16 protein-coding genes are annotated in these 19,744 nt (G+C 42.4%); 13 read left to right on the forward strand and 3 right to left on the reverse strand.

Features of this window, described 5'->3' with window-relative positions; translation table 11 throughout:
• Window positions 1-16: 16 nt before the first annotated feature.
• The 6 genes from def to rplT all read left to right on the forward strand — a co-directional run bounded on the left by def (window position 17) and on the right by rplT (window position 6,328).
• Entirely contained in the window at window positions 17-580 is a 564-nt protein-coding gene (def, locus tag HPS56_RS03090) for a peptide deformylase (protein ID WP_172273673.1), read from the forward strand.
• Window positions 580-2,562, forward strand: a complete 1,983-nt coding sequence (locus HPS56_RS03095; RefSeq protein WP_172273676.1) for a tetratricopeptide repeat protein — start codon at window positions 580-582, stop codon at window positions 2,560-2,562. Before def ends, HPS56_RS03095 begins: the two co-directional genes overlap by 1 nt.
• A 156-nt stretch (window positions 2,563-2,718) precedes the next feature.
• Window positions 2,719-4,683 (forward strand): threonine--tRNA ligase, encoded by a 1,965-nt coding sequence (thrS, locus tag HPS56_RS03100; protein ID WP_172273679.1) that lies wholly within the window; start codon window positions 2,719-2,721, stop codon window positions 4,681-4,683.
• Between the two features lie 286 nt (window positions 4,684-4,969).
• On the forward strand, window positions 4,970-5,662 hold the full coding sequence (gene infC / locus HPS56_RS03105; protein ID WP_172273682.1) for a translation initiation factor IF-3: 693 nt from the start codon (window positions 4,970-4,972) through the stop codon (window positions 5,660-5,662).
• 88 nt (window positions 5,663-5,750) lie between these two features.
• The gene (gene rpmI / locus HPS56_RS03110) at window positions 5,751-5,948 is read left to right on the forward strand and encodes a 50S ribosomal protein L35 (protein ID WP_172273685.1); all 198 of its coding nucleotides are present in this window, start codon (window positions 5,751-5,753) and stop codon (window positions 5,946-5,948) included.
• A 35-nt stretch (window positions 5,949-5,983) separates the two neighbouring features.
• Window positions 5,984-6,328, forward strand: coding sequence for a 50S ribosomal protein L20 (gene rplT, locus HPS56_RS03115; protein ID WP_172273687.1), 345 nt, complete (start codon window positions 5,984-5,986; stop codon window positions 6,326-6,328).
• Window positions 6,329-6,805: 477 nt separating this feature from the next.
• On the opposite strand, the gene HPS56_RS03120 is transcribed toward rplT, so the two are convergent.
• A complete protein-coding gene (locus HPS56_RS03120; RefSeq protein ID WP_172273690.1) occupies window positions 6,806-6,985 on the reverse strand; it encodes a PG1828 family lipoprotein in 180 nt (59 codons plus the stop codon).
• 446 nt (window positions 6,986-7,431) lie between these two features.
• Between HPS56_RS03120 and mtaB the strand changes: the two genes are divergently transcribed.
• Window positions 7,432-8,781 carry a tRNA (N(6)-L-threonylcarbamoyladenosine(37)-C(2))-methylthiotransferase MtaB gene (gene mtaB / locus HPS56_RS03125; protein WP_172273693.1) on the forward strand — a complete coding sequence of 450 codons (1,350 nt, stop codon included), beginning with the start codon at window positions 7,432-7,434 and terminating at the stop codon, window positions 8,779-8,781.
• A gap of 29 nt (window positions 8,782-8,810) precedes the next feature.
• Window positions 8,811-9,833, forward strand: coding sequence for a glycosyltransferase (locus tag HPS56_RS03130; RefSeq protein WP_172273696.1), 1,023 nt, complete (start codon window positions 8,811-8,813; stop codon window positions 9,831-9,833).
• On the opposite strand, the gene HPS56_RS03135 is transcribed toward HPS56_RS03130, so the two are convergent.
• Complete coding sequence (locus HPS56_RS03135) at window positions 9,814-11,046, reverse strand: DUF4861 domain-containing protein (protein ID WP_172273699.1); 1,233 nt, start codon at window positions 11,044-11,046, stop codon at window positions 9,814-9,816. The genes HPS56_RS03130 and HPS56_RS03135 overlap by 20 nt on opposite strands.
• A 223-nt stretch (window positions 11,047-11,269) precedes the next feature.
• Between HPS56_RS03135 and HPS56_RS03140 the strand changes: the two genes are divergently transcribed.
• A complete protein-coding gene (locus HPS56_RS03140) occupies window positions 11,270-12,076 on the forward strand; it encodes a gliding motility protein GldB-related protein (protein WP_172273702.1) in 807 nt (268 codons plus the stop codon).
• Between the two features lie 32 nt (window positions 12,077-12,108).
• Here the strand turns inward: HPS56_RS03140 and mnmL are convergent, their stop codons facing one another.
• A complete protein-coding gene (mnmL, locus tag HPS56_RS03145) occupies window positions 12,109-13,026 on the reverse strand; it encodes a tRNA modification radical SAM protein MnmL/YtqA (RefSeq protein WP_172273705.1) in 918 nt (305 codons plus the stop codon).
• A 171-nt stretch (window positions 13,027-13,197) separates the two neighbouring features.
• Between mnmL and HPS56_RS03150 the strand changes: the two genes are divergently transcribed.
• Genes HPS56_RS03150 through HPS56_RS03165 form a run of 4 tightly spaced genes read left to right on the forward strand, consistent with a single transcriptional unit; the run spans window position 13,198 to window position 19,500 of the window.
• The gene (locus tag HPS56_RS03150) at window positions 13,198-15,414 is read left to right on the forward strand and encodes a S9 family peptidase (protein WP_172273708.1); all 2,217 of its coding nucleotides are present in this window, start codon (window positions 13,198-13,200) and stop codon (window positions 15,412-15,414) included.
• Between the two features lie 36 nt (window positions 15,415-15,450).
• Window positions 15,451-17,760: a BT3233 family polysaccharide utilization protein gene (locus HPS56_RS03155; RefSeq protein ID WP_369800267.1), complete on the forward strand. Its 2,310-nt coding sequence runs from the start codon at window positions 15,451-15,453 to the stop codon at window positions 17,758-17,760.
• Between the two features lie 2 nt (window positions 17,761-17,762).
• Window positions 17,763-18,461, forward strand: a complete 699-nt coding sequence (locus tag HPS56_RS03160) for a DUF2461 domain-containing protein (RefSeq protein WP_172273714.1) — start codon at window positions 17,763-17,765, stop codon at window positions 18,459-18,461.
• Window positions 18,454-19,500 (forward strand): esterase-like activity of phytase family protein, encoded by a 1,047-nt coding sequence (locus HPS56_RS03165; RefSeq protein ID WP_253952371.1) that lies wholly within the window; start codon window positions 18,454-18,456, stop codon window positions 19,498-19,500. Before HPS56_RS03160 ends, HPS56_RS03165 begins: the two co-directional genes overlap by 8 nt.
• The last annotated feature ends 244 nt before the right edge of the window (window positions 19,501-19,744 follow it).

A 19,744-nucleotide genomic window follows, 5' to 3' on the forward strand; every position in this document is an offset into this window, starting at 1 on the left:
AGCAAAAATATAAGAAATGATTTTACCCATATATACGTATGGTCAGCCGGTATTGAGAAAAGTGGCTGAGGATATACCAGCAGATTATCCAGGTTTGCAGGATTTGCTTAAGGATATGTATGAGACACTTACGGAGTCAGACGGAGTAGGGCTTGCCGCTCCACAGATAGGAAAACCGATACGAGTTGTCGTAATAGATCTTGACGTGCTTTCTGATGATTTGCCTGAATATAAGGGCTTTCGCAAGGCTTACATAAATGCCCATATCTTGGAATATGATGAGACAAAAACCGATTCAATGGAGGAAGGGTGTTTGAGTATTCCTGCCATACATGAGAAGGTCACACGTCCGACACGTATTCGCGTTTCATATCTTGATGAGCAGTTTCAACCCCATGACGAGTGGGTGGAGGGCTATCTTGCAAGGGTTATGCAACATGAGTTTGACCATCTTGAAGGCAAGGTGTTCATTGACAGGATATCGCCATTGCGCAAGCAGCTTATAAAGGGCAAGGTCAGGGCTTTGCTTCAGGGACGATTCCGTTGTGGATACAAAGTGAAGGCTGCGGTAAAAGGATAATGTTTATAAGGATTGTATTCATAATTCTTCTTTTTCTGCCTGTTGCGGTGAATGCCCAATTTAATACAGACAGGCTTGTGACAATAGGGCGCAGTGCGCTCTATTATGAGGATTATGTGCTTTCAATCCAATATTTCAATCAGGCGATAAATGCAAAGCCATACCTTTATGAACCATGGTTTTATAGAGGTGTGGCTAAGTATTATCTTGCTGATTATGCAGGTGCGGAGCAGGATTGTAGTGAGGCAATAAAGAGAAATCCGTACGTGGTGGGAGTCTATGAATTGAGAGGATTGACACGTATACAGCAAGATAGGTTTGACGATGCTGTGGATGATTACACCAAGGCTCTGAAGTATGACCCTGAAAACAAGAATCTTTGGCATAACCGTATATTATGCCGTATGGAAAACAAGGATTATGTACAGGCTTTGGCGGATCTTGATACTATGCTTACGCGTTGGAGCAAGTATGCCAAAGGATATTCAATGCAGGCGGACATATATTTGAGACAGGAAGACACGGTGGCGGCCATAAAGGCGATAGACAGAAGTATAGAGATTGATCCGTATGACGGGAATACATGGCAAATGAAGGCTGTCGTGAGACTGAAGCAGTCAAGATGGAAGGAGGCGGATGAATGTCTCGGCAAAGCTATACATTTGAAGCCTAAAAATGCGGAATTGTATATAAACCGTGCGTTGGCAAGAATAAACATCAATAATCTTAGGGGAGCAATGTCTGATTATGATATTGCGCTTGATTTGGAACCGGATAATTTTCTTGGACATTATAACAGAGGTCTGCTCCGCTCGCAGGTCGGTGACGACAACAGAGCCATAACGGATTTTGATTTTGTACTGCAGCTTGAGCCTGAGAATGTCATGGCGTTGTTCAACCGTGCATTGCTGCTTGACAAGACCGGAGACTTACGAGGAGCCGTGAGAGATTATTCAAAAGTTATAAGTAAGTATCCTAATTTCTGGACAGGACTTCACAACCGTGCCTCATGCTATCGTCGTATGGGTATGAACAAACAGGCCGAGGCAGATGAGATGCGTGTATATAAGGCTCAGTTGTATAAGAGTCTTTATGGAAGGCAACCCAGATTGAATAAAAGCCAGATGAGAAAATGGGGAGATGTCGATCCTGACAAATATAACCAGCTTGCCGTGTCTGATGAAGAGGATACAAAACAGGAATATAAGAACAGCTACCGTGGAAAAGTGCAGAACAGAAAGGTTGACATGGCTTTCTTGCCGATGTTTGAACTTTCATTCGAAAATACAGAGAGTGAGGTACATGCATATAACTCATTCGATAAAATGGTTGATGAATATAACCGTACAGAGAATAAAAATAACAAGTTATATGTGAATACCGGCCGTATCTCTCTTGACGAGAAACAGTCCGGCCATTATTTTATGCTTATCGATTCCATTGGTGATGTCATGCAGACTGTCGGAAACGATACGGAAAGACAACACCTGCTTTTCAAAAGAGCCGTTGCATATACTCTGATACAGAATTTTGAGAGTGCTGTTGCTGATTTGTCCGAATATATAGAGAAAGACAGTACTACTTCTTTGGCGTATTGGCAACGGGCGGTATGCCTGGCTAAGATAAATGAATTTAATGCTTCGCTTAAAACCGAAGCAGACGGCAAGGCTGTGGTTATGTCTGCGGATAATATTGGATATGTGTTGTCTGATTTTGAAAAGGCATTGAAGTATGACAAGGAAAGTGTATATTTATATTATAATATAGGAAATGTCCATGCACTTAAAAAGGATTATTTATCGGCCATATCCTGTTATACCAAGACGATAGAACTTGACGGTAATTTTGCTGAGGCATATTATAACCGCGGTGTGGCTGAGATTCATGCCGGAAATACGGCAAAAGGAATCTCCGACTTGAGCAAAGCTGGAGAACTTGGGCTTTATTCCGCATACAGCATAATAAAGAAGTATGGCAAATGAACCGTGGGTGAAAGCCTGACGATATTGTAATAAGAGTGTGTGACAATGGCTAAAATGCTAAAAGTTTGTGACAGGCTGATTTTTTACAATAAAAATTATAATATTCGGATTTTAATAGTTAATTTTGCGCACGATTAGGATAAAAAACAAGATGTTATGATAAAAATCTCATTTCCTGACGGTTCTGTTCGTGAATATGAACAAGGCGTCAATGGGCTTCAGATAGCCGAAAGTATATCTCCCGCATTGGCACGTGATGTTATCGCCTGTGGTGTTAATGGCGAGACTGTGGAGCTAAACAGACCAATAAACGAAGATTCTGCCGTCCAGTTGTATAAGTGGGATGATGAGGCAGGGAAGCATGCTTTTTGGCATACGTCGGCACACTTACTTGCAGAGGCTCTTCAGGAACTCTATCCGGGTATTCAGTTCGGGTTTGGTCCGGCTGTGGAAAACGGTTTCTTTTATGATGTTCTTCTCAAGGACGGAATGTCAATAAAGGAAAGTGATTTCCCCACAATAGAGGCAAAGATGAAAGAACTTGCATCAAAGAAGGAACCTGTTGTGCGTAAGGAAATTTCAAAGGCTGACGCATTGAAGGAATTTGCTGATGCTGGACAAACTTACAAATGTGAGCATATAGAGCAAGATCTTGAGGACGGTTCAATTACTACATACACTCAAGGAGCTTTTACTGATTTGTGTAAGGGACCGCATTTATTGAACACCGGAGCCATCAAGGCAATAAAACTTACAAGTGTTGCCGGTGCATTTTGGCGCGGTGATGCTACCCGTGAACAGATGCAACGTCTCTACGGTGTGTCGTTTCCAAAGAAAAAAATGCTTGACGAGTATCTTCTTATGCTTGAAGAGGCAAAAAAACGTGACCATCGTAAGATAGGTAAGGAGATGGATTTATTCATGTTCTCGGAGAGGGTTGGTAAGGGACTCCCTATATGGTTGCCGAAAGGTACGGAACTGCGTTTACGTATGCAGGATATGCTTCGTAAAATACAGAAGAATTATGGTTATCAGGAGGTTATAACTCCGCATATCGGAGGCAAGAACCTTTATATGACTTCAGGTCATTATGCGCATTACGGCAAGGATTCTTTCCAACCCATTCACACGCCGGAGGAGGGTGAGGAGTATATGCTGAAACCTATGAACTGTCCTCATCATTGTGAAATTTTTGCATGGAAGCCACGTTCATATAAGGATTTGCCGTTGCGTATAGCGGAGTTTGGAACTGTTTATCGCTATGAGCAGAGTGGCGAGCTTCACGGGTTGACACGTGTACGCTCTTTCACTCAGGATGATGCACATATATTCTGTCGTCCTGAACAGGTAAAGAACGAGTTCCTTCGTGTTATGGATATTATAAACGCTGTATTCTCAATATTCCACTTTGATAACTTTGAAGCTCAGATTTCGTTGCGTGATCCTAATGACCATGAGAAATATATAGGTTCTGATGAGGTTTGGGAAAAGGGTGAGAGCGCTATTATAGAAGCCTGTCGTGAAAAGGGACTTAAGGCAAAGATTGAATACGGTGAGGCTGCTTTTTACGGGCCTAAGCTTGACTTTATGGTGAAAGATGCCATAGGTCGTCGTTGGCAACTTGGTACTATACAGGTTGATTACAATTTGCCCGAGCGTTTCAAACTTGAATATACCGATGAGGATAATACCAAAAAAACACCGGTGATGATTCATCGTGCGCCTTTCGGGTCAATGGAGCGTTTCTGTGCCGTGCTTATCGAGCATACCGCCGGTCATTTTCCATTATGGTTGACTCCGGATCAGGTTGCTATACTTCCTATTTCTGAGAAGTACAATGAATATGCAAGAAAGGTGGCAAAAGAGTTTGATGTCGTAGGTGTTCGTGCTACTGTTGACAGCCGAAATGAGAAAATAGGGCGTAAGGTACGTGATAATGAGATGAAGCGTATTCCTTATATGCTAATAGTCGGTGAGAAAGAACAGGCTGACGGAACGGTAAGTGTACGTAAGCAAGGCTCGGAAGAGCGTGGAGTTATGACCATAGCTGAATTTGCAAAGAAAATAAATGATGAAGTTGCCGAGATGCTGAGGGCAACTGATGTTAAACCGGAAGATTAATAGAATCAGACGATAAGTATATATAACAAAAAGGATTGTGCATTTTATTTTTTCTTAACCGCGATTACAGTTTTAATTGACGTGGTGTTGAAAGGAAAAATAAGATGCACATTCTTTTATATGTATGTTTTTATTCTTGCCATTCTGTATGAAAATGTAACCCATGTTTGGAGAAGATAGTGTGGTAGGCGGTAAATGTTTATATACGTAAAAAATAAATACGGAAAAGTTTTGTTAATCAAATGAAAAGTAGTAAATTTGCATCCGATTTTCATAAAACAGTTGAATGAAGAACGACAATATAAAGAATCAGTATCGTGTAAATGAACAGATACGTGTGCGTGAAGTCCGCATTGTGGGTGATGGCGGATCAACAGTAGTCCCTACGCGTCAAGCTCTTGACATGGCTCGTGAGCAGGGTGTTGACCTCGTGGAAATATCACCTAATGCCAACCCTCCCGTATGTCGTCTTATCGACTATTCAAAATTCCTTTATCAACAGAAGAAGCGTGCAAAGGAAATGAAGGCCAAGCAGGTCAAGGTGGAAGTGAAGGAGATTCGTTTCGGGCCTCAGACCGATGAGCATGATTATCAATTTAAACTGAAACATGCCAAAGAGTTTCTTGAAGATGGAAATAAAGTTCGTGCTTATGTGTTTTTCCGTGGCCGTTCAATATTGTTTAAGGAACAAGGTGAGGTTTTACTGCTTCGGTTTGCAAATGATTTGGAAGAGTATGGCAAAGTAGAGCACATGCCTTCATTGGAAGGAAAGAAAATGTTCATTTATCTTGCTCCTAAAAAAGCTGGGGTCGCAAAAAAAAGCCAGCAGGCCATGGATCGCGAGAGAAAAGCAGCTGATGCTGCGGATTCAAGGCAGAGTATCGCATCTGATGGTGAAGAATCAGAAATACCCGCTAATGGCGGTTTGTTTGCAAATGCAAAGATAACGGCTGAAGCATTGAAGAAGTTGAAAGGTTAATAATTTGAATGACGTGAATTGTGCGTAACGCCCGGTATATGCGTTGCCACAAAGTATTAATAATAACAATTAATTAAAAATTAAAAAAATGCCAAAAGTTAAGACAAACTCCGGTGCAAAGAAAAGATTCCGTTTCACCGGTACAGGTAAGATTAAGAGACATCACGCTTACCATCGTCACACTCTGACTAAAAAAACAAAGAAGCAGAAGCGTAATCTGGTACACCAGACTCTTGTTAATCACAGTGACTTGAAGCAGGTTCGTGACTTGTTGTGTCTCCGTTAACCCTAATTGTCAAACATTAAAGTAAGAAAAAAACTATGCCAAGATCAGTTAATCACGTTGCTTCAAGAGCAAAGAGAAAAAGAATTTTAAAGCTCACCCGCGGTTATTATGGTGCCCGCAAAAATGTTTGGACTGTAGCCAAGAATACTTGGGAGAAAGGTCTTACATACGCCTATCGCGACCGTCGTGCCAAGAAACGTAATTTCCGTTCATTGTGGATTCAGCGTATAAATGCTGCTGCTCGTTTGGAGAATATGAGCTATTCTACATTGATGGGAGCTCTTCATAAGGCCGGTATTGAAATAAACCGTAAGGTTCTTGCTGACCTTGCTGTTAATAATCCTGAGGCTTTTAAGGCAATTGTTGCTAAAGTAAAGTAATTGGATTTGATTATTAATAAAGCATAAGCGTGTCAACACATGAGTGTGGTTGGCACGCTTTTTGTTGACATATACTATTGTTCTATTGAAAGTTTTTGTGTATCGGAATAAGCATGATTGATAAAAAGAAAGATTAACTTTGCTCGTTATTTCCACTCGTTATTTTCCTTCCCATGCGCTTACAAACGAAAGCATTGTACGATAGTTCAGATAATGTTAATTGCGATGTGTTGATACAATAGTTTATAATAATTGGGAAATGAAAGAAGGAAACCGTAAAACAAGCGTTTTGGCAGGAGAATAATGTCCGTTAAAGAATTCACTCGGATAAAGTGGGATAGTATAATGAATATTCTTTGGTTCATCTGACAAATCAGGAGAATATTCTTTATGTTGGTGTATAGTCGTTGTGATAACAAAAAAACCGCCGGAATCTATTCCAGCGGTAATTCTCTCTTTAGTTCGTATGCAGCTAAATTACTCAGCAACAACAGTGTCAGCAGGAGCAGCAGTGCTATCAGCATTAACTGTGTCAACCTCAGCTGTATCAACTGTAGCTACAGTGTCTGTATCAACAGGAGCCTCGTTTGTCTTGTTACCGCATGATGCGAAAGAAATAGCTGCAACAGCTACGAACATAAATACCAATTTCTTCATTTTTTTCTTGCTTTTTAAATCTGTAAAACAATCATTTGTTTATTAAAACAGTGCAAAGGTATATATTTTTTTGATATGTTGTTCTTTTTTTATCAACTTTTTTTGTGTCTATATTGTAACTTTTTTGCAATTGTCTGATTTGTAAGTGGTTATAAAGTGTTAATTTTTAGACTGTTTGTTTGTGTTTTCCTAAATTCGCGTATAATCAGTCTTTGATGCTTAAAATAAGCGGGTGTGATTATTCTAATTTGTGGCCGTATAGTTGATGGTTGGTCGTATACTGCCGATAGCTTTTGTATATATGTAGATTTGGTTATGATAATCCTAAATCTTTATTTTTCTCTTCGGTTACTCATTTTTTTGCATTACCTTTGCATTGATTATACTGTTCATTTTGTTTGTGGGCATAGTTAAAGTATATAAATATTATAAATATATAAATTCAGATGATTGATACTTCATCCTTTCAAGGCAAGAAGGCTGCTTATTATACTCTCGGTTGTAAATTGAATTTTTCTGAGACTTCTACTTTTGGTAAAATGCTTCAGGATATAGGTGTTGTTGCTGCCCGTGAGGGTGAGAAGGCCGATTTATGTATAATAAATACCTGTTCGGTAACTGATGTTGCGGACCATAAGTGCCGCCAGGCTATTCGTCGTATGGTGAGAAACAATCCTGGAGCTTTTGTTGTTGTTACGGGATGTTATGCCCAGTTGAATCCTCAGACTATAAGTTGTTTTGACGGTGTAGACCTTGTGCTTGGCTCAAATGAGAAAGCAAATCTTTTGCAGTTTCTTTCAGAAAAATGGAGCGGGATGAGTTCTGATGCAGGCAGGAATCATCTTCATGAACATTTTTCTGTGAAGACAAAGGATATCAAGACTTTTGTCCCAAGTTGTTCGCGAGGCAATCGTACACGGTATTTTTTGAAGGTGCAGGATGGATGTGATTATTTCTGCACTTATTGTACGATACCTTATGCACGTGGATTCAGTCGTAATCCAACGATAGCTTCTTTGGTGGAGCAGGTAGAGGAAGCTGTAGCTGATGGTGGAAAGGAAATAGTGATAACTGGAGTTAATATAGGTGATTTCGGAAAAACTACAGGCGAGAGTTTCTTTGGGCTTGTAAAAGCACTTGATTCCATTGAGGGTGTCAAGAGATATCGTATAAGTAGTCTTGAACCGGATTTGATTAGTGATGAGCTTATAGAATACTGTGGTAGGAGCCGTTCTTTCATGCCTCATTTCCATATACCGCTTCAAAGCGGAAGTGACAGTGTGCTTAAATTGATGCACCGTCACTATGATACGGCATTGTTTGCAGAAAAGGTAAGACATATAAAATCGGTCATGCCTGATGCTTTTATCGGGGTGGATGTAATGGTAGGATGCCGTGGTGAAACTCCAGAATTTTTTGAAGAGACATATAATTTTATAGATTCGTTGGATGTGACACAGCTGCATGTGTTTCCATATTCGGAGCGCCCGAATACTTCGGCATTGTCGATTCCGTATATTGTGGATGATGATACAAAGAAAGAGCGTTGTCACAGGCTTCTTGAATTGTCTGACCGTAAAACCATGGCTTTTTATAATCGTTTTATTGGTAAGGAGGCCGATGTATTGCTGGAGAAGGCGTCATACGGGAAGGCCATGCACGGGTTCACAGCAAATTATGTACGTGTGGAGTTGCCGGTTTCAGAGTCTTTGCCTGAATACGACAACAGCATACGAAAGTTGTTGCTTGGAGATTTCAATCATGACAAGACGGCCCTGAAAGCTACGGTAATATAAATTGAGATATGATAAGGAGATTTTGTTGAATGGATAAGTTAGCTATTGTAATATTGAATTGGAACGGTGCGGATATGCTTTTGAAGTATCTTCCTTCGGTGTTGCGTTATTCTTCGGATGATGCCGTTGTATATGTAGCCGACAATGCGTCTACTGATGATTCGTTAAGACTCTTGCGTGATGAGTTCGGCCGGTGCCGTATTATTGAACTTGACAGGAATTGGGGATTTGCCGATGGATATAACAAGGCGTTGGCTCAGATAGATGCTGAATATTATCTTTTATTGAATTCAGATATAGAAGTTGTCGAAGGTTGGCTCATTCCGCTTATCAGGTTTATGGATGCAACCCCCGAAGCGGCAGCCTGCCAGCCCAAATTGCTTTCTGTGTTTGAGCGTGATTCTTTTGAGTATGCCGGTGCAAGTGGCGGATATATAGACCGCTATGGGTATCCTTTCTGTCGTGGCAGAATCTTTGATACAGTGGAAAAGGACAACGGACAGTATGATTCCGTTGCAGAGATATTTTGGGCGTCTGGTGCTGCGTTGATGATAAGGAAGGATGATTTCTGGAATGCCGGAGGGCTTGACGGGCGTTTCTTTGCTCATAATGAAGAAATAGACCTCTGTTGGCGCCTTCATATTCTTGGACGTAAGGTTTATTGTGTGCCTGACAGCAAGGTATATCATGTTGGCGGTGGTACGTTGCCAAAGGCCAATCCGATGAAAACTTTTCTGAATTTCCGTAATAATCTCACAATGCTGTATAAGTGTCTGCCTGATGATGAGCTTGGGCATGTCATGCGTGTACGCTGTGTTCTGGATTGGCTTGCTGCCTTTGAAATGCTTCTCTTAAAGCGTAATGTGGCGGACTTCAAGGCTGTGTTGCGTGCGAGAAGAGCTTTTTCCAAGTGGAAAAAAGATTTTTATGATGACCGTCAGAGAATACAAAACACACGTATTGTGAAAAAAATACCAGAGCAGTTTGGTTGTTCACTGCTCTGGCAATACTATGTGAAAGGCAGAAAGAAGTTTATTTCTTTGAAACCTTAATCTTCAAGTCATGGCTGATATCCTCTTTCCATTCTTTCAGGTAGCTGAACCATTCTTTGGAACTATGGTATCCGAAGTCCTCGTTGTCTGAGCCGAACGTTATATTATATTTGAAACTGTCTGTCGGTGTTCCTACAACATAAGGATAGTTGTCTTTGTCGGCCGGAAGCTCATTTATGATATTCCCCTGTGGTATGTATATTCCAAGTCCTACGGTTTCCGGTTTGTGTCCGGCGGAGTCTTTTAATGCGACAGGCCAGTCTGTTCCCCAGCAGCCGCGAAGACCTTTCTTGTCATTGAACTCGACAGAGTTTTTCACGTTTATTATACCAGTGGCGAACTTATAGTCAGGAACGTTTTTGTTGAACTTCACATCAACGAAACAATCTCTGCGTCCTGAGTATAATATATATAATGTTGTCATGTCTATTTTTTCCTTGCCCTCGTTCATGGTATTCCATCCCTGGTCCGCAACTTTTACTATCGAGCGCACCGGACCTTTACTTACAATAGCCATTGTCCTGTAGTCGACGTCTTCGAGCATACAAGGCTCTTTTCCGTTCCATCCGCGCATGGCTCCGAGTCCGAAGGAGTTGCCTACCCACAGCACATCATTGCCGAATCCTGATGCGAGTTGCTGTTTGTCGGGATAGAACTGGGTTTTTTGTATTTCAAGTCCTTTATGGTATTTTCCATACATGTCTACTGTCTGTCTGTGATCAAAATACAGTCTGAATGCAATAAACTCGTTTTCAAAGGCTGGGCCGTGGTGATGTACGGCACTGTATGGGTTGGAACCGTTTTCCACAGTGAGGCTGCTGATAAACAGGTTTTGCTTGTTCTTTTCTTTTATTTTTTTGTTTGGCAACAGCATTTCTGCATAAACGCCTGATTTATATTTTCTTGGTTTACCGCTGTTTGACAGCTCTACCGTGAAGTTTTGTGTTTCTTTCTTGTCTATGTCTGTGACAAAGCATAGCTCGTCATAGATTCCGTCGCCGTTAATGTCATCAAGCTGTGAAGCAATTTCGACACCGTTTTTTGTTACCAGCGCTGACCTGGTATCGGTATGGTCTTGCAGGCATATAATGACAGGAGCGGCTGTCTTTCGGCTTTTTGAAGGATTGCTTACTTCCACGTTTAGGACGTTTTGTGCCATAAGCGCGGTATTTGTCAATGCCATAAGCGATAAACAAATAGTCTTTTTATTCATTGTTTGTTTTTTAATTTGTTTTTATTGTTGTTTTTGTCTGTTTATTTATTATCACAAAATTACATAAAAAAGCCCGTAAAAAGCCTCTTCAACAGTATAAATATTAAATAAATAATTATTTCTACACAATATTTATTTATTTTTAGGTTAAAATTTGCGTTGTATAATATTTATTAGTATATTTGCATTGTTAATTAACAATAATCAATAAACATTTGCATTAGTGGGCAAAATATACTATATCATTGTGTTTTTATTGCTTGTTTGCATAAGTTGTGAATGGCGACTGAAATCATCGGACAAGGATGTGCCCGGTGACAATGTTGTTGTTGACCGTTACGACAGGATAGAGAGTCTTTATCTTACTACCGGTGATTTTTCAGCACTGCAGCAGATGAACACCAACTATCCGATGCAAACCCGTACATTGATAGAGGATGTTCTCAAGATAGGATATGTGAATGACCATGATATAAACAACAAGTTTCTTAACTTCTATCAGGATACAATTCTTCAGGGACTGATAAATGAGGTTGAGCAGCAATATGCTTATATGGATGATATAAACAAGGATCTTACAAATGCTTTCAAAAAGCTGCGTAAGAAGCTTCCCGGTATGAAGATTCCTATGGTCTATGCCCAGATAGGGGCTTTGGATCAAAGTATTATTGTCGGTAACAATACTTTGGGAATAAGCCTTGACAAATATCTTGGTGCGGATTATCCGCTTTATAAGAAGTTTTATCCTGAGTCACAGCGTAAACAGATGAAGCGGTCTATGATTGTTCCGGATTGTCTTACATTTTACATCCTGAGTTGCTATCCTATGCCATACAACTATGAGATAAAGCAGTTGGAGTGTGATATGCATATAGGAAAGATAATGTGGATTGTAAACAGTATCACACACAAGCCTGTGTTTAATACGAAATACGTGGCAATGGTAGACAAGTATATGCAAAGGAATAAGGATGTGGACATGGCTACTTTGTTGAAAGTTACCGACTATAAAGACATTGCAAATTACTGATTTTTCTCTTGTTTTGCCTTGGATACGGGGTGTCAGCCGTGCTTTTTGTCTCCTTGGCGTGCTCCTGTCTTTCTCAGGTGATTTGACAGAAGATTTGTAAATTCATAGTTTTTTAATCCCCAATGGGGAGCTATTAGCAAATTCTTTGGCGACTGCGATACAAATCTTTCAATTATGATGTCTTTTCTGAGCCTTCTTATATATTCTGTGACAAGTGTTATGTATTCGTCTACGGTATACAGATGGAACGGTTTCTCTTTATATATGCGTTCGAGTTTTGTACCTTTGATTATTTGCATCTGATGTATTTTCAGGATGTTGACACTAAGTTCCGATATAATGTCGGCTTGTCTTATGCTTTCTTCCGCATCTTCCCCCGGCAGTCCCAATATGATATGTGCTCCGGTTGTTATCCCTCTTTCTGCCGTTTGTTCTATGGCTTTCTTTGAGCATTCGAAATCATGTCCGCGGTTTATGAATTCGAGGGTTTTGTCATTTGTTGTCTCCACACCGTATTCTACTGTCACCATGATGTTCCGGTTCAGTTCTGCAAGATAGTCGAGAAGTTCGTCTGACACGCAGTCGGGACGTGTGCCTATGACAAGTCCCACAATACCGTCACACGCCAGTGCTTCCTCATACATTCTTTTCAGTTTGTCCAAAGGTGCGTATGTATTTGTAAAGGCCTGGAAATATGCCATATATTTCATTTCCGGATATTTTCCTGCGAAGAAGCGCTTTCCTTCCTCTATCTGTTCTGTTATGCCTTTGCCGGCATCACAGTATGCCGGATTGAATGTCCGGTTATCGCAATATATACACCCGCCGCTGCCAATGCTTCCATTTCTGTTTGGGCATGTGAACCCCGCATCAACGGATATTTTCTGAACGCGGAACGGGAATCGTTGTCTGATCCATGAGGAATAGTCGTTATATAGAGCTGAATCCATTTTGTTTTGTAATATTTTTAGTGATATGTGAACACCGTTGATGTTTTTTCACGTATCTTGGTAGTAATGACGTCTTTGCGTTCATTATTTAGAACGGTGTACATGCAAAATTACAAAAAATATTACTATCTTTGCATGATAAATGGTATTATTTAATAAAAACTACAAATAATGAAAAGAACAGTTTTTATGTGTGCTGCGTTGTTGATTGCCGCAAGCCATGTATTTGCAGGCGAAAGGCTCAGTCTCAAAAGTATCACTTCCGGTGAATTCCGCAGTGAGAGTATGGCAAGAATTGAACCTTTGGCAGACGGAGAGAATTATGCCTCAATAAGTCCTGACGGTAAAAGAATTGTGAGATATTCTTTCAAGACGGGCAAGCAGGCCGGAGTCATTTTTGATGTCAATACCGTGCGTGGTCCGAAGATAGACCGTGTTGACGGATATATTTACAGTCCTGACGGGCGTAATATTCTTATACAGACAGAAACGAAACCCATATACCGCCGTTCATTTACAGCTGTATATTATATATATAATGTACAGAACAATAAGATGGAGCCTCTTTCAACGGGAGGGCCACAGCAGACACCGGTGTTTTCACCGGACGGCAATCAGATAGCTTTTGTGCGCGACAATAATATATATCTTGTCAAGATGCTATATGATAATGCCGAAAGTCAGGTGACAAAGGACGGAAAGCGTAATAATGTTATAAACGGCATTCCGGATTGGGTATACGAGGAAGAGTTCGGCACAAACAGCAGTATGGTGTTTACAGCCGACAGCCGTGCCATCTGCTGGATACGTTATGACGAGACGGCAGTCAAGGAGTATTCGTTTCCACTCTACAAAGGTTTGAATCCGTCAAATGACAGGTATGCCGATTATCCTGGACACTATACTTACAAATATCCCATTGCCGGTGAGACAAATTCTTCTGTAGCCGTTTACAGTTTCGATATCAAGTCACGCCAGACACGTAAGATGCAGCTGCCGGTGGATGCTGACGGATACATACCGAGGATAAAGATGACGTCAGATCCGACAAAGATAGCGGTGTTTACCATGAACCGTCATCAGGACAACCTTTCAATCTATCTTGCCGATCCTTTGTCTACGGTATGTAAGTTGGTGGTTCAGGACAAGGCGGACAAATATATCCGTGAGGAATCCATGGCTTCCGTACAGCTCACCTCGGGGCACATCCTTCTGGCGAGTGAGCGTGACGGATATAATCATCTGTACCTTTATACCATAAATGGTCAGTTGAAGCGTCAGATAACAAAAGGAAAATTTGAGGTGACGGACGTCTACGGCTATGATGAGGCTACCGGTGACACGTATTTTGCTGCGAATGAAAAGGGTGTGGCCGAGAAGCAGGTTTATGTGGCGCATAAGGACGGACGCATGGAATGTCTTACCCCGAAGTCAGGACATAACGATGCGGTGTTCAGCGATGGTTTCAAGTATTTCATAAATATATGGAGCGATATGAACAATCCTGCCGTATACACGGTAAATACAAATACAGGAAAACACCTTGCCACGCTTATAGACAACAATCAGCTGAAGAAAAAGATGGCGGCTTATGAGCTTGGTAGCCGTGAGATGTTCACTTTCACCACTTCAGAGGGAGTAAGCCTGAATGGGTGGATGGTGAAGCCTGCCGGATTTGACGGCAGCAAGCGTTATCCTGTGATAATGTATCAGTATGGAGGTCCCGGAAGCCAGCAGGTCCTTAACCGTTGGAACAATGGTATGTGCGGTCAGGGCATGGTGCTCGAACAGTATCTTGCACAAAACGGCTATCTTGTTGTATGTGTCGACGGGCGAGGAACAGGTGGTAGGGGAGCCGAGTTCGAAAAGTGTACCTACCTGCGCCTTGGCGAGAAAGAGGCGCGCGATCAGGTTGAGGCCGCCATCTGGCTTGGAAAACAGAGCTATGTGGATAAAGATAGGATCGGGATATGGGGATGGAGCTATGGCGGATGGAATACTCTGATGAGCATGAGCGAGGGGCGTGATGTGTTCCGTGCGGGAGTTGCCATCGCTCCTCCTACGACGTGGCGTTTTTACGACACTGTATATTCAGAGCGTTATATGCGCACACCGAAAGAGAATCCTTCTGGTTATGACGAGGTTAATCCTATAGCGCGTGCTTCAAGTCTTAGCGGTGCGCTGCTTATATGCCACGGTATGGCGGACGACAATGTTCATTACCGCAACACTGTGGAATATACGGAAGCACTGGTGCAGGCCGACAAGGATTTTCGTGAGAATATATATACCAACCGTAATCATAGCATCTATGGTGGCAATACACGCAATCATCTTTTCCGTCAGGCTATAAGATTCTTTGATTCCGAGATGAGAAAAGGTTTATAATGAGATTTTATATATAATAATTATTATTACTGACTTATAATGAAAAGACTATCTGTTGTTTTAATTGTTTCGGCATTGATGCTTATGCCTGCGATGTCGGAGGCAAAGGCGAAGAAGATTAAAGCCATGCCTTCTACTATAGAGATTATAGAAAAGGTGAACTCACATTGGCAGAGAACCAACAGTCCGTATGTGCGTGCATTTTGGGATAATGCGGCATATTTTACAGGTAATATGGAGGCATACAGGCTTACCGGCAATGCCGGATATCTCGAATATAGCGATAAATGGGCGCGTCACAATAAATGGAGCGGAGCCATGGAAAAAGACCCGTCCAAATGGAAATATAAGAATTATGGTGAGGGGCAGGACTATGTGCTTTTCGGTGATTGGCAGATTTGTTTCCAGACTTATATAGACATGTATGAAATGAATCCCAATGCCTATAAGACGGCACGCGCAAAAGAAGTCATGGATCATGAGTGCGCCATGCCGGATACCGATTTCTGGTGGTGGGCGGATGCTCTGTATATGGTGATGCCGGTTATGACGAAGTTGTACGGGATTACAGGCGACATTAAATATCTTGACAAGCTTTATGCCAATTTCAAGTATGCCGATGACCTGATGTTTGATGATGATACACATCTCTACTACCGTGACGGCAAGTATATATATCCTAAACATAAGACAGATACGGGGAAAAAAGACTTTTGGGCACGTGGCGACGGATGGGTTTTGGCCGGGTTGGCGAAGGTTCTTGCCGATATGCCGGCAGATTATAAGCACCGTCCGTTTTTTCTTCAGCGTTATCTTCAGCTGGCCGAGGCGGTGAGCAAATGCCAGCAGAAAGAAGGATATTGGACACGTTCAATGCTTGATCCCGAACAGGCGGAAGGCCCGGAAACAAGCGGAACGGCTTTCTTTACATACGGTCTTCTTTGGGGAATGAATCACGGCTTGCTTGATGTGGCCGTATATAAGCCGGTGGTGGATAAATCCTGGAATTATCTTGTGTCGAAAGCGCTTCAGCCAGACGGTTCGGTAGGATATGTTCAGCCTATAGGAGAGAAGGCCATAAAAGGTCAGCAGCTTACAGCAGCCAATACAGCCAATTTCGGAACGGGAGCCTTTCTTCTGGCAGCTTGTGAGAAGGTACGTTTTGATGACGGGTCAGTGAATCCTGTAGACAAGAAGGCATTTACCGTCACTATATGCAATCCTACCGGACGATATCGTCATGAGGTTGTCGAACTTGATGCGAAGACGGTATTTTCAAAGCTTGGTATAAGTGGAGGACGGCAGTTTGTCATCACTAACGGCTTCGGCCAGCAGCTTGCGTATCAGATAACTCACGACGGAAAGATTCTTGTGGATGTGTCTGTGCTGCCTGAATCCCGGATAAAGTTCACTATAAAGAAGGGAATCCCGAAAACGTTTGTAAACTCATGCTACGGGCGTGCGTATCCGGAGCGTCTTGACGACTATGCCTGGGAGAACGACCGAGGAGCTTACCGTGCATACGGTCCTGCGCTCCAGAAGCGTGGTGAGAGATCATACGGAAATGACGTGTGGGTGAAAAACACTCCCGACCTCGTGGTGGAGGAACGTTATAACATCGAGGACATTTATCAGCCGATTGTCAGGAATTTACGTAAAACCAATAAGGCGGCCGCAGATTCCCTGAATGCCATAACCAGTTATCATCTTGACCAGGGATACGGTCTTGACTGCTATAATGTGGGGCCGTCGTTGGGTTGCGGCACTCCCGCACTTATGGATGGCGATAGGATATTGTTTCCTTATTGTTTCTGTGATTATGAGATACTGGACAACGGACCTCTGCGCACTACTGTGAGGTTTACATATAATCCGGCCACGATAAACGGTGACACTGCTGTGGTGGAGACGCGCGTTGTAAGTCTCGACAAAGGGGCTAATTTTAACAAGACCTCCGTTTCTTATCACGGACTGACATCATCTGCCACAGTCGCCTCGGGAGTTGTTGTTCATACGGGTGACGTAAACAGTGTGGTATGCGGAAAAGACTATGTGCTTTATGCCGATCCGACAAATAATCCTGAGGGCCATAATTTCCAGATATATGTGGGGGCGTTGTTTCCATATAATGCAGTAGTCACAAAAAAAGTATTTTACGACAAACCTGACGGTGATATTGCCGGCCATGTATTGGGGATGCTTAACGGATATAATGACGGTGATAAGTTCACATATTATTCAGGTTCCGCATGGAGTAAGTATGATTGCCGCAGTTTGAAGGAATGGCAGTTGAGGGCAGAGTCGTTCATTGAGAATGTGAAGACACCGCTTACTGTAACTTATTGATTATGAATACAAGACTTATATTTCAGTTTTTGAGGGATATTTCGGCAAACAACGACCGCGAATGGTTTCATGCCAACAGAGCTTATTACGATGAGGCACGTGCCGATTTTGAGGATGGCGTGGCCATGGCCATAAACCGTATTGCGGCGTTTGATCCTTCGGTTGCCCATGTCACCGTGAAGGATTCGACTTACCGTTTCTATCGTGACACCCGTTTCTCTGCCGACAAGTCTCCATATAAGAATCATTTCGGTGCCTATATAGCTGCCCATGGCAAGAAGTCGCTTCATGGCGGGTATTATATTCATCTTGAGGCCGGACATAGCCTTTTGTCTTGTGGCAACTATTGGCTTCCGACAAATATCCTCACCTCGTGCAGGAATGAGATAATGGGAAATATTGATGAATGGCTGAGGCGTGTCCGCAACGAGGAGTTTCTGAAGTTCTTCGGTGCCCCGTCGTCAGCGTCCTGGAATGACGCTCAGGGTTTCGGTCTGGAGCGTCTGAAAACATGTCCTTCGGGATTTCCCCGCGATTATCAGTATATAGATTATCTTCGTCAGAAAGACTATTGCTGCTGGCATCAGGTTGCCGATGATTTTTTTGAAGGCGACGGCTGGCTTGACACAATGGAACGGGTATTCAAGGCCGGCAAGCCGATGATGGATTTTGTGAATGCGGTCATAGATGATTATGAATGACCGGTTGAATGTTTATATGATGGCTTGTCTGACAATGCTTTTGCTTGCAGGCAGGCCATTGTTGGCTCAGGGTAATGATTTGAGGGTGGTGCGTAATAATGCCCAGCGTTCGTTTTCCTCGTCTGTTCCGGCCGGCAATTACAGCGGCATAACCCCTTTGGGTGGAAATCTTTATGCTGTGGTGAGCGACAAATCGCCCCATGACGGTTTTTTTGTTTTTGATATAGCTGTGGATTCTGTCACCGGAAAGCTGAAGTCTGTAGGCGACAGGGGCTTTGTATATGCATTGGCGCATAATGGCGACACGCTTCCTAATCGCGATCAGGAAGGCATTGTTTATCTTCCTCACAGCAATACTTTATTTATAAGCGGTGAGAAAGACAACCGTATATTGGAATACAGGCTTGACGGGAGTGTAACAGGCAGAAGCCTGGCCGTTCCTCCGGTATATTCGGGAGCCGGTTCCGATTATGGTTTTGAATCACTGACGTACGACAGTTGCAACCGCTGTTTTTGGACTGTCACGGAGAGCACCCTTCCCGTAGACGGTTCCCGGGCCACGCCTCAGAATCCGGTGCGCAACCGTCTTCGTCTGCAGTGTTTCAATGACAGCCTTCAGCCGTGCGGATGGTGCTATTATGAAATGGAACCGCCTTTGGCAAAAAAACGTCCGTCAATGTATGCAATGGGTGTAAGCGAGCTCTGTGCCTTGGGAGACGGGCGTATGCTTGTTCTTGAGCGTGAGATATTTGTGTCGAAGAGGAAACTCGGCTCATTTGTAAACTGCCGTTTGTTTGTGGTGAGTCCATATAGCGTATTGCAAGCTCAGGATTCCTCTGTAAAAGCTGTGTCAAAAAAAGAACTTGTTTCGTTCCGTACACGTATTTCCCTTACCGGTTTGTCGTTTGCGAATTATGAGGGAATGTGTTTGGGGCCGTTGTTGGCTGACGGTAGCCGTGTGATTATTCTTTTGAGTGATTCTCAGAACAGATATAAGGGAGTGCTTAGGGATTGGTTCAAGACAATAGTGGTAAGGTAAGATAATCACATCAAGCGTCTTGATATGTAATAAAAATTCACAAGGCGGTTTTGCCTCATTCTTTAATTCCTTATAAGACTTGTAACTGTTTGATATATAATGTGTTAGATACAGACAAAAAGTGTGCCAAAATGAATGGCCTATTCACGCTTGATGAATAGGCCATTCACGGTCGATGAACATGCCATTCATTGAGCATGAACATGCCATTCATCGAAAGAGGATTTTACATTTGTTGGAAATG

It is taken from the genome of Xylanibacter muris (assembly GCF_013166605.1).
In the GTDB taxonomy this organism is placed as follows: Bacteria; Bacteroidota; Bacteroidia; order Bacteroidales; family Bacteroidaceae; genus Prevotella; species Prevotella muris.

Coding starts and splice junctions, on each gene's coding strand:
- def (WP_172273673.1), top strand. CDS start 17: ATGATTTTACCCATATATACGTATGGTCAGCCGGTATTGAGAAAAGTG.
- HPS56_RS03095 (WP_172273676.1), top strand. CDS start 580: ATGTTTATAAGGATTGTATTCATAATTCTTCTTTTTCTGCCTGTTGCG.
- thrS (WP_172273679.1), top strand. CDS start 2,719: ATGATAAAAATCTCATTTCCTGACGGTTCTGTTCGTGAATATGAACAA.
- infC (WP_172273682.1), top strand. CDS start 4,970: ATGAAGAACGACAATATAAAGAATCAGTATCGTGTAAATGAACAGATA.
- rpmI (WP_172273685.1), top strand. CDS start 5,751: ATGCCAAAAGTTAAGACAAACTCCGGTGCAAAGAAAAGATTCCGTTTC.
- rplT (WP_172273687.1), top strand. CDS start 5,984: ATGCCAAGATCAGTTAATCACGTTGCTTCAAGAGCAAAGAGAAAAAGA.
- HPS56_RS03120 (WP_172273690.1), bottom strand. CDS start 6,985: ATGAAGAAATTGGTATTTATGTTCGTAGCTGTTGCAGCTATTTCTTTC.
- mtaB (WP_172273693.1), top strand. CDS start 7,432: ATGATTGATACTTCATCCTTTCAAGGCAAGAAGGCTGCTTATTATACT.
- HPS56_RS03130 (WP_172273696.1), top strand. CDS start 8,811: ATGGATAAGTTAGCTATTGTAATATTGAATTGGAACGGTGCGGATATG.
- HPS56_RS03135 (WP_172273699.1), bottom strand. CDS start 11,046: ATGAATAAAAAGACTATTTGTTTATCGCTTATGGCATTGACAAATACC.
- mnmL (WP_172273705.1), bottom strand. CDS start 13,026: ATGGATTCAGCTCTATATAACGACTATTCCTCATGGATCAGACAACGA.
- HPS56_RS03150 (WP_172273708.1), top strand. CDS start 13,198: ATGAAAAGAACAGTTTTTATGTGTGCTGCGTTGTTGATTGCCGCAAGC.
- HPS56_RS03160 (WP_172273714.1), top strand. CDS start 17,763: ATGAATACAAGACTTATATTTCAGTTTTTGAGGGATATTTCGGCAAAC.
- HPS56_RS03165 (WP_253952371.1), top strand. CDS start 18,454: ATGAATGACCGGTTGAATGTTTATATGATGGCTTGTCTGACAATGCTT.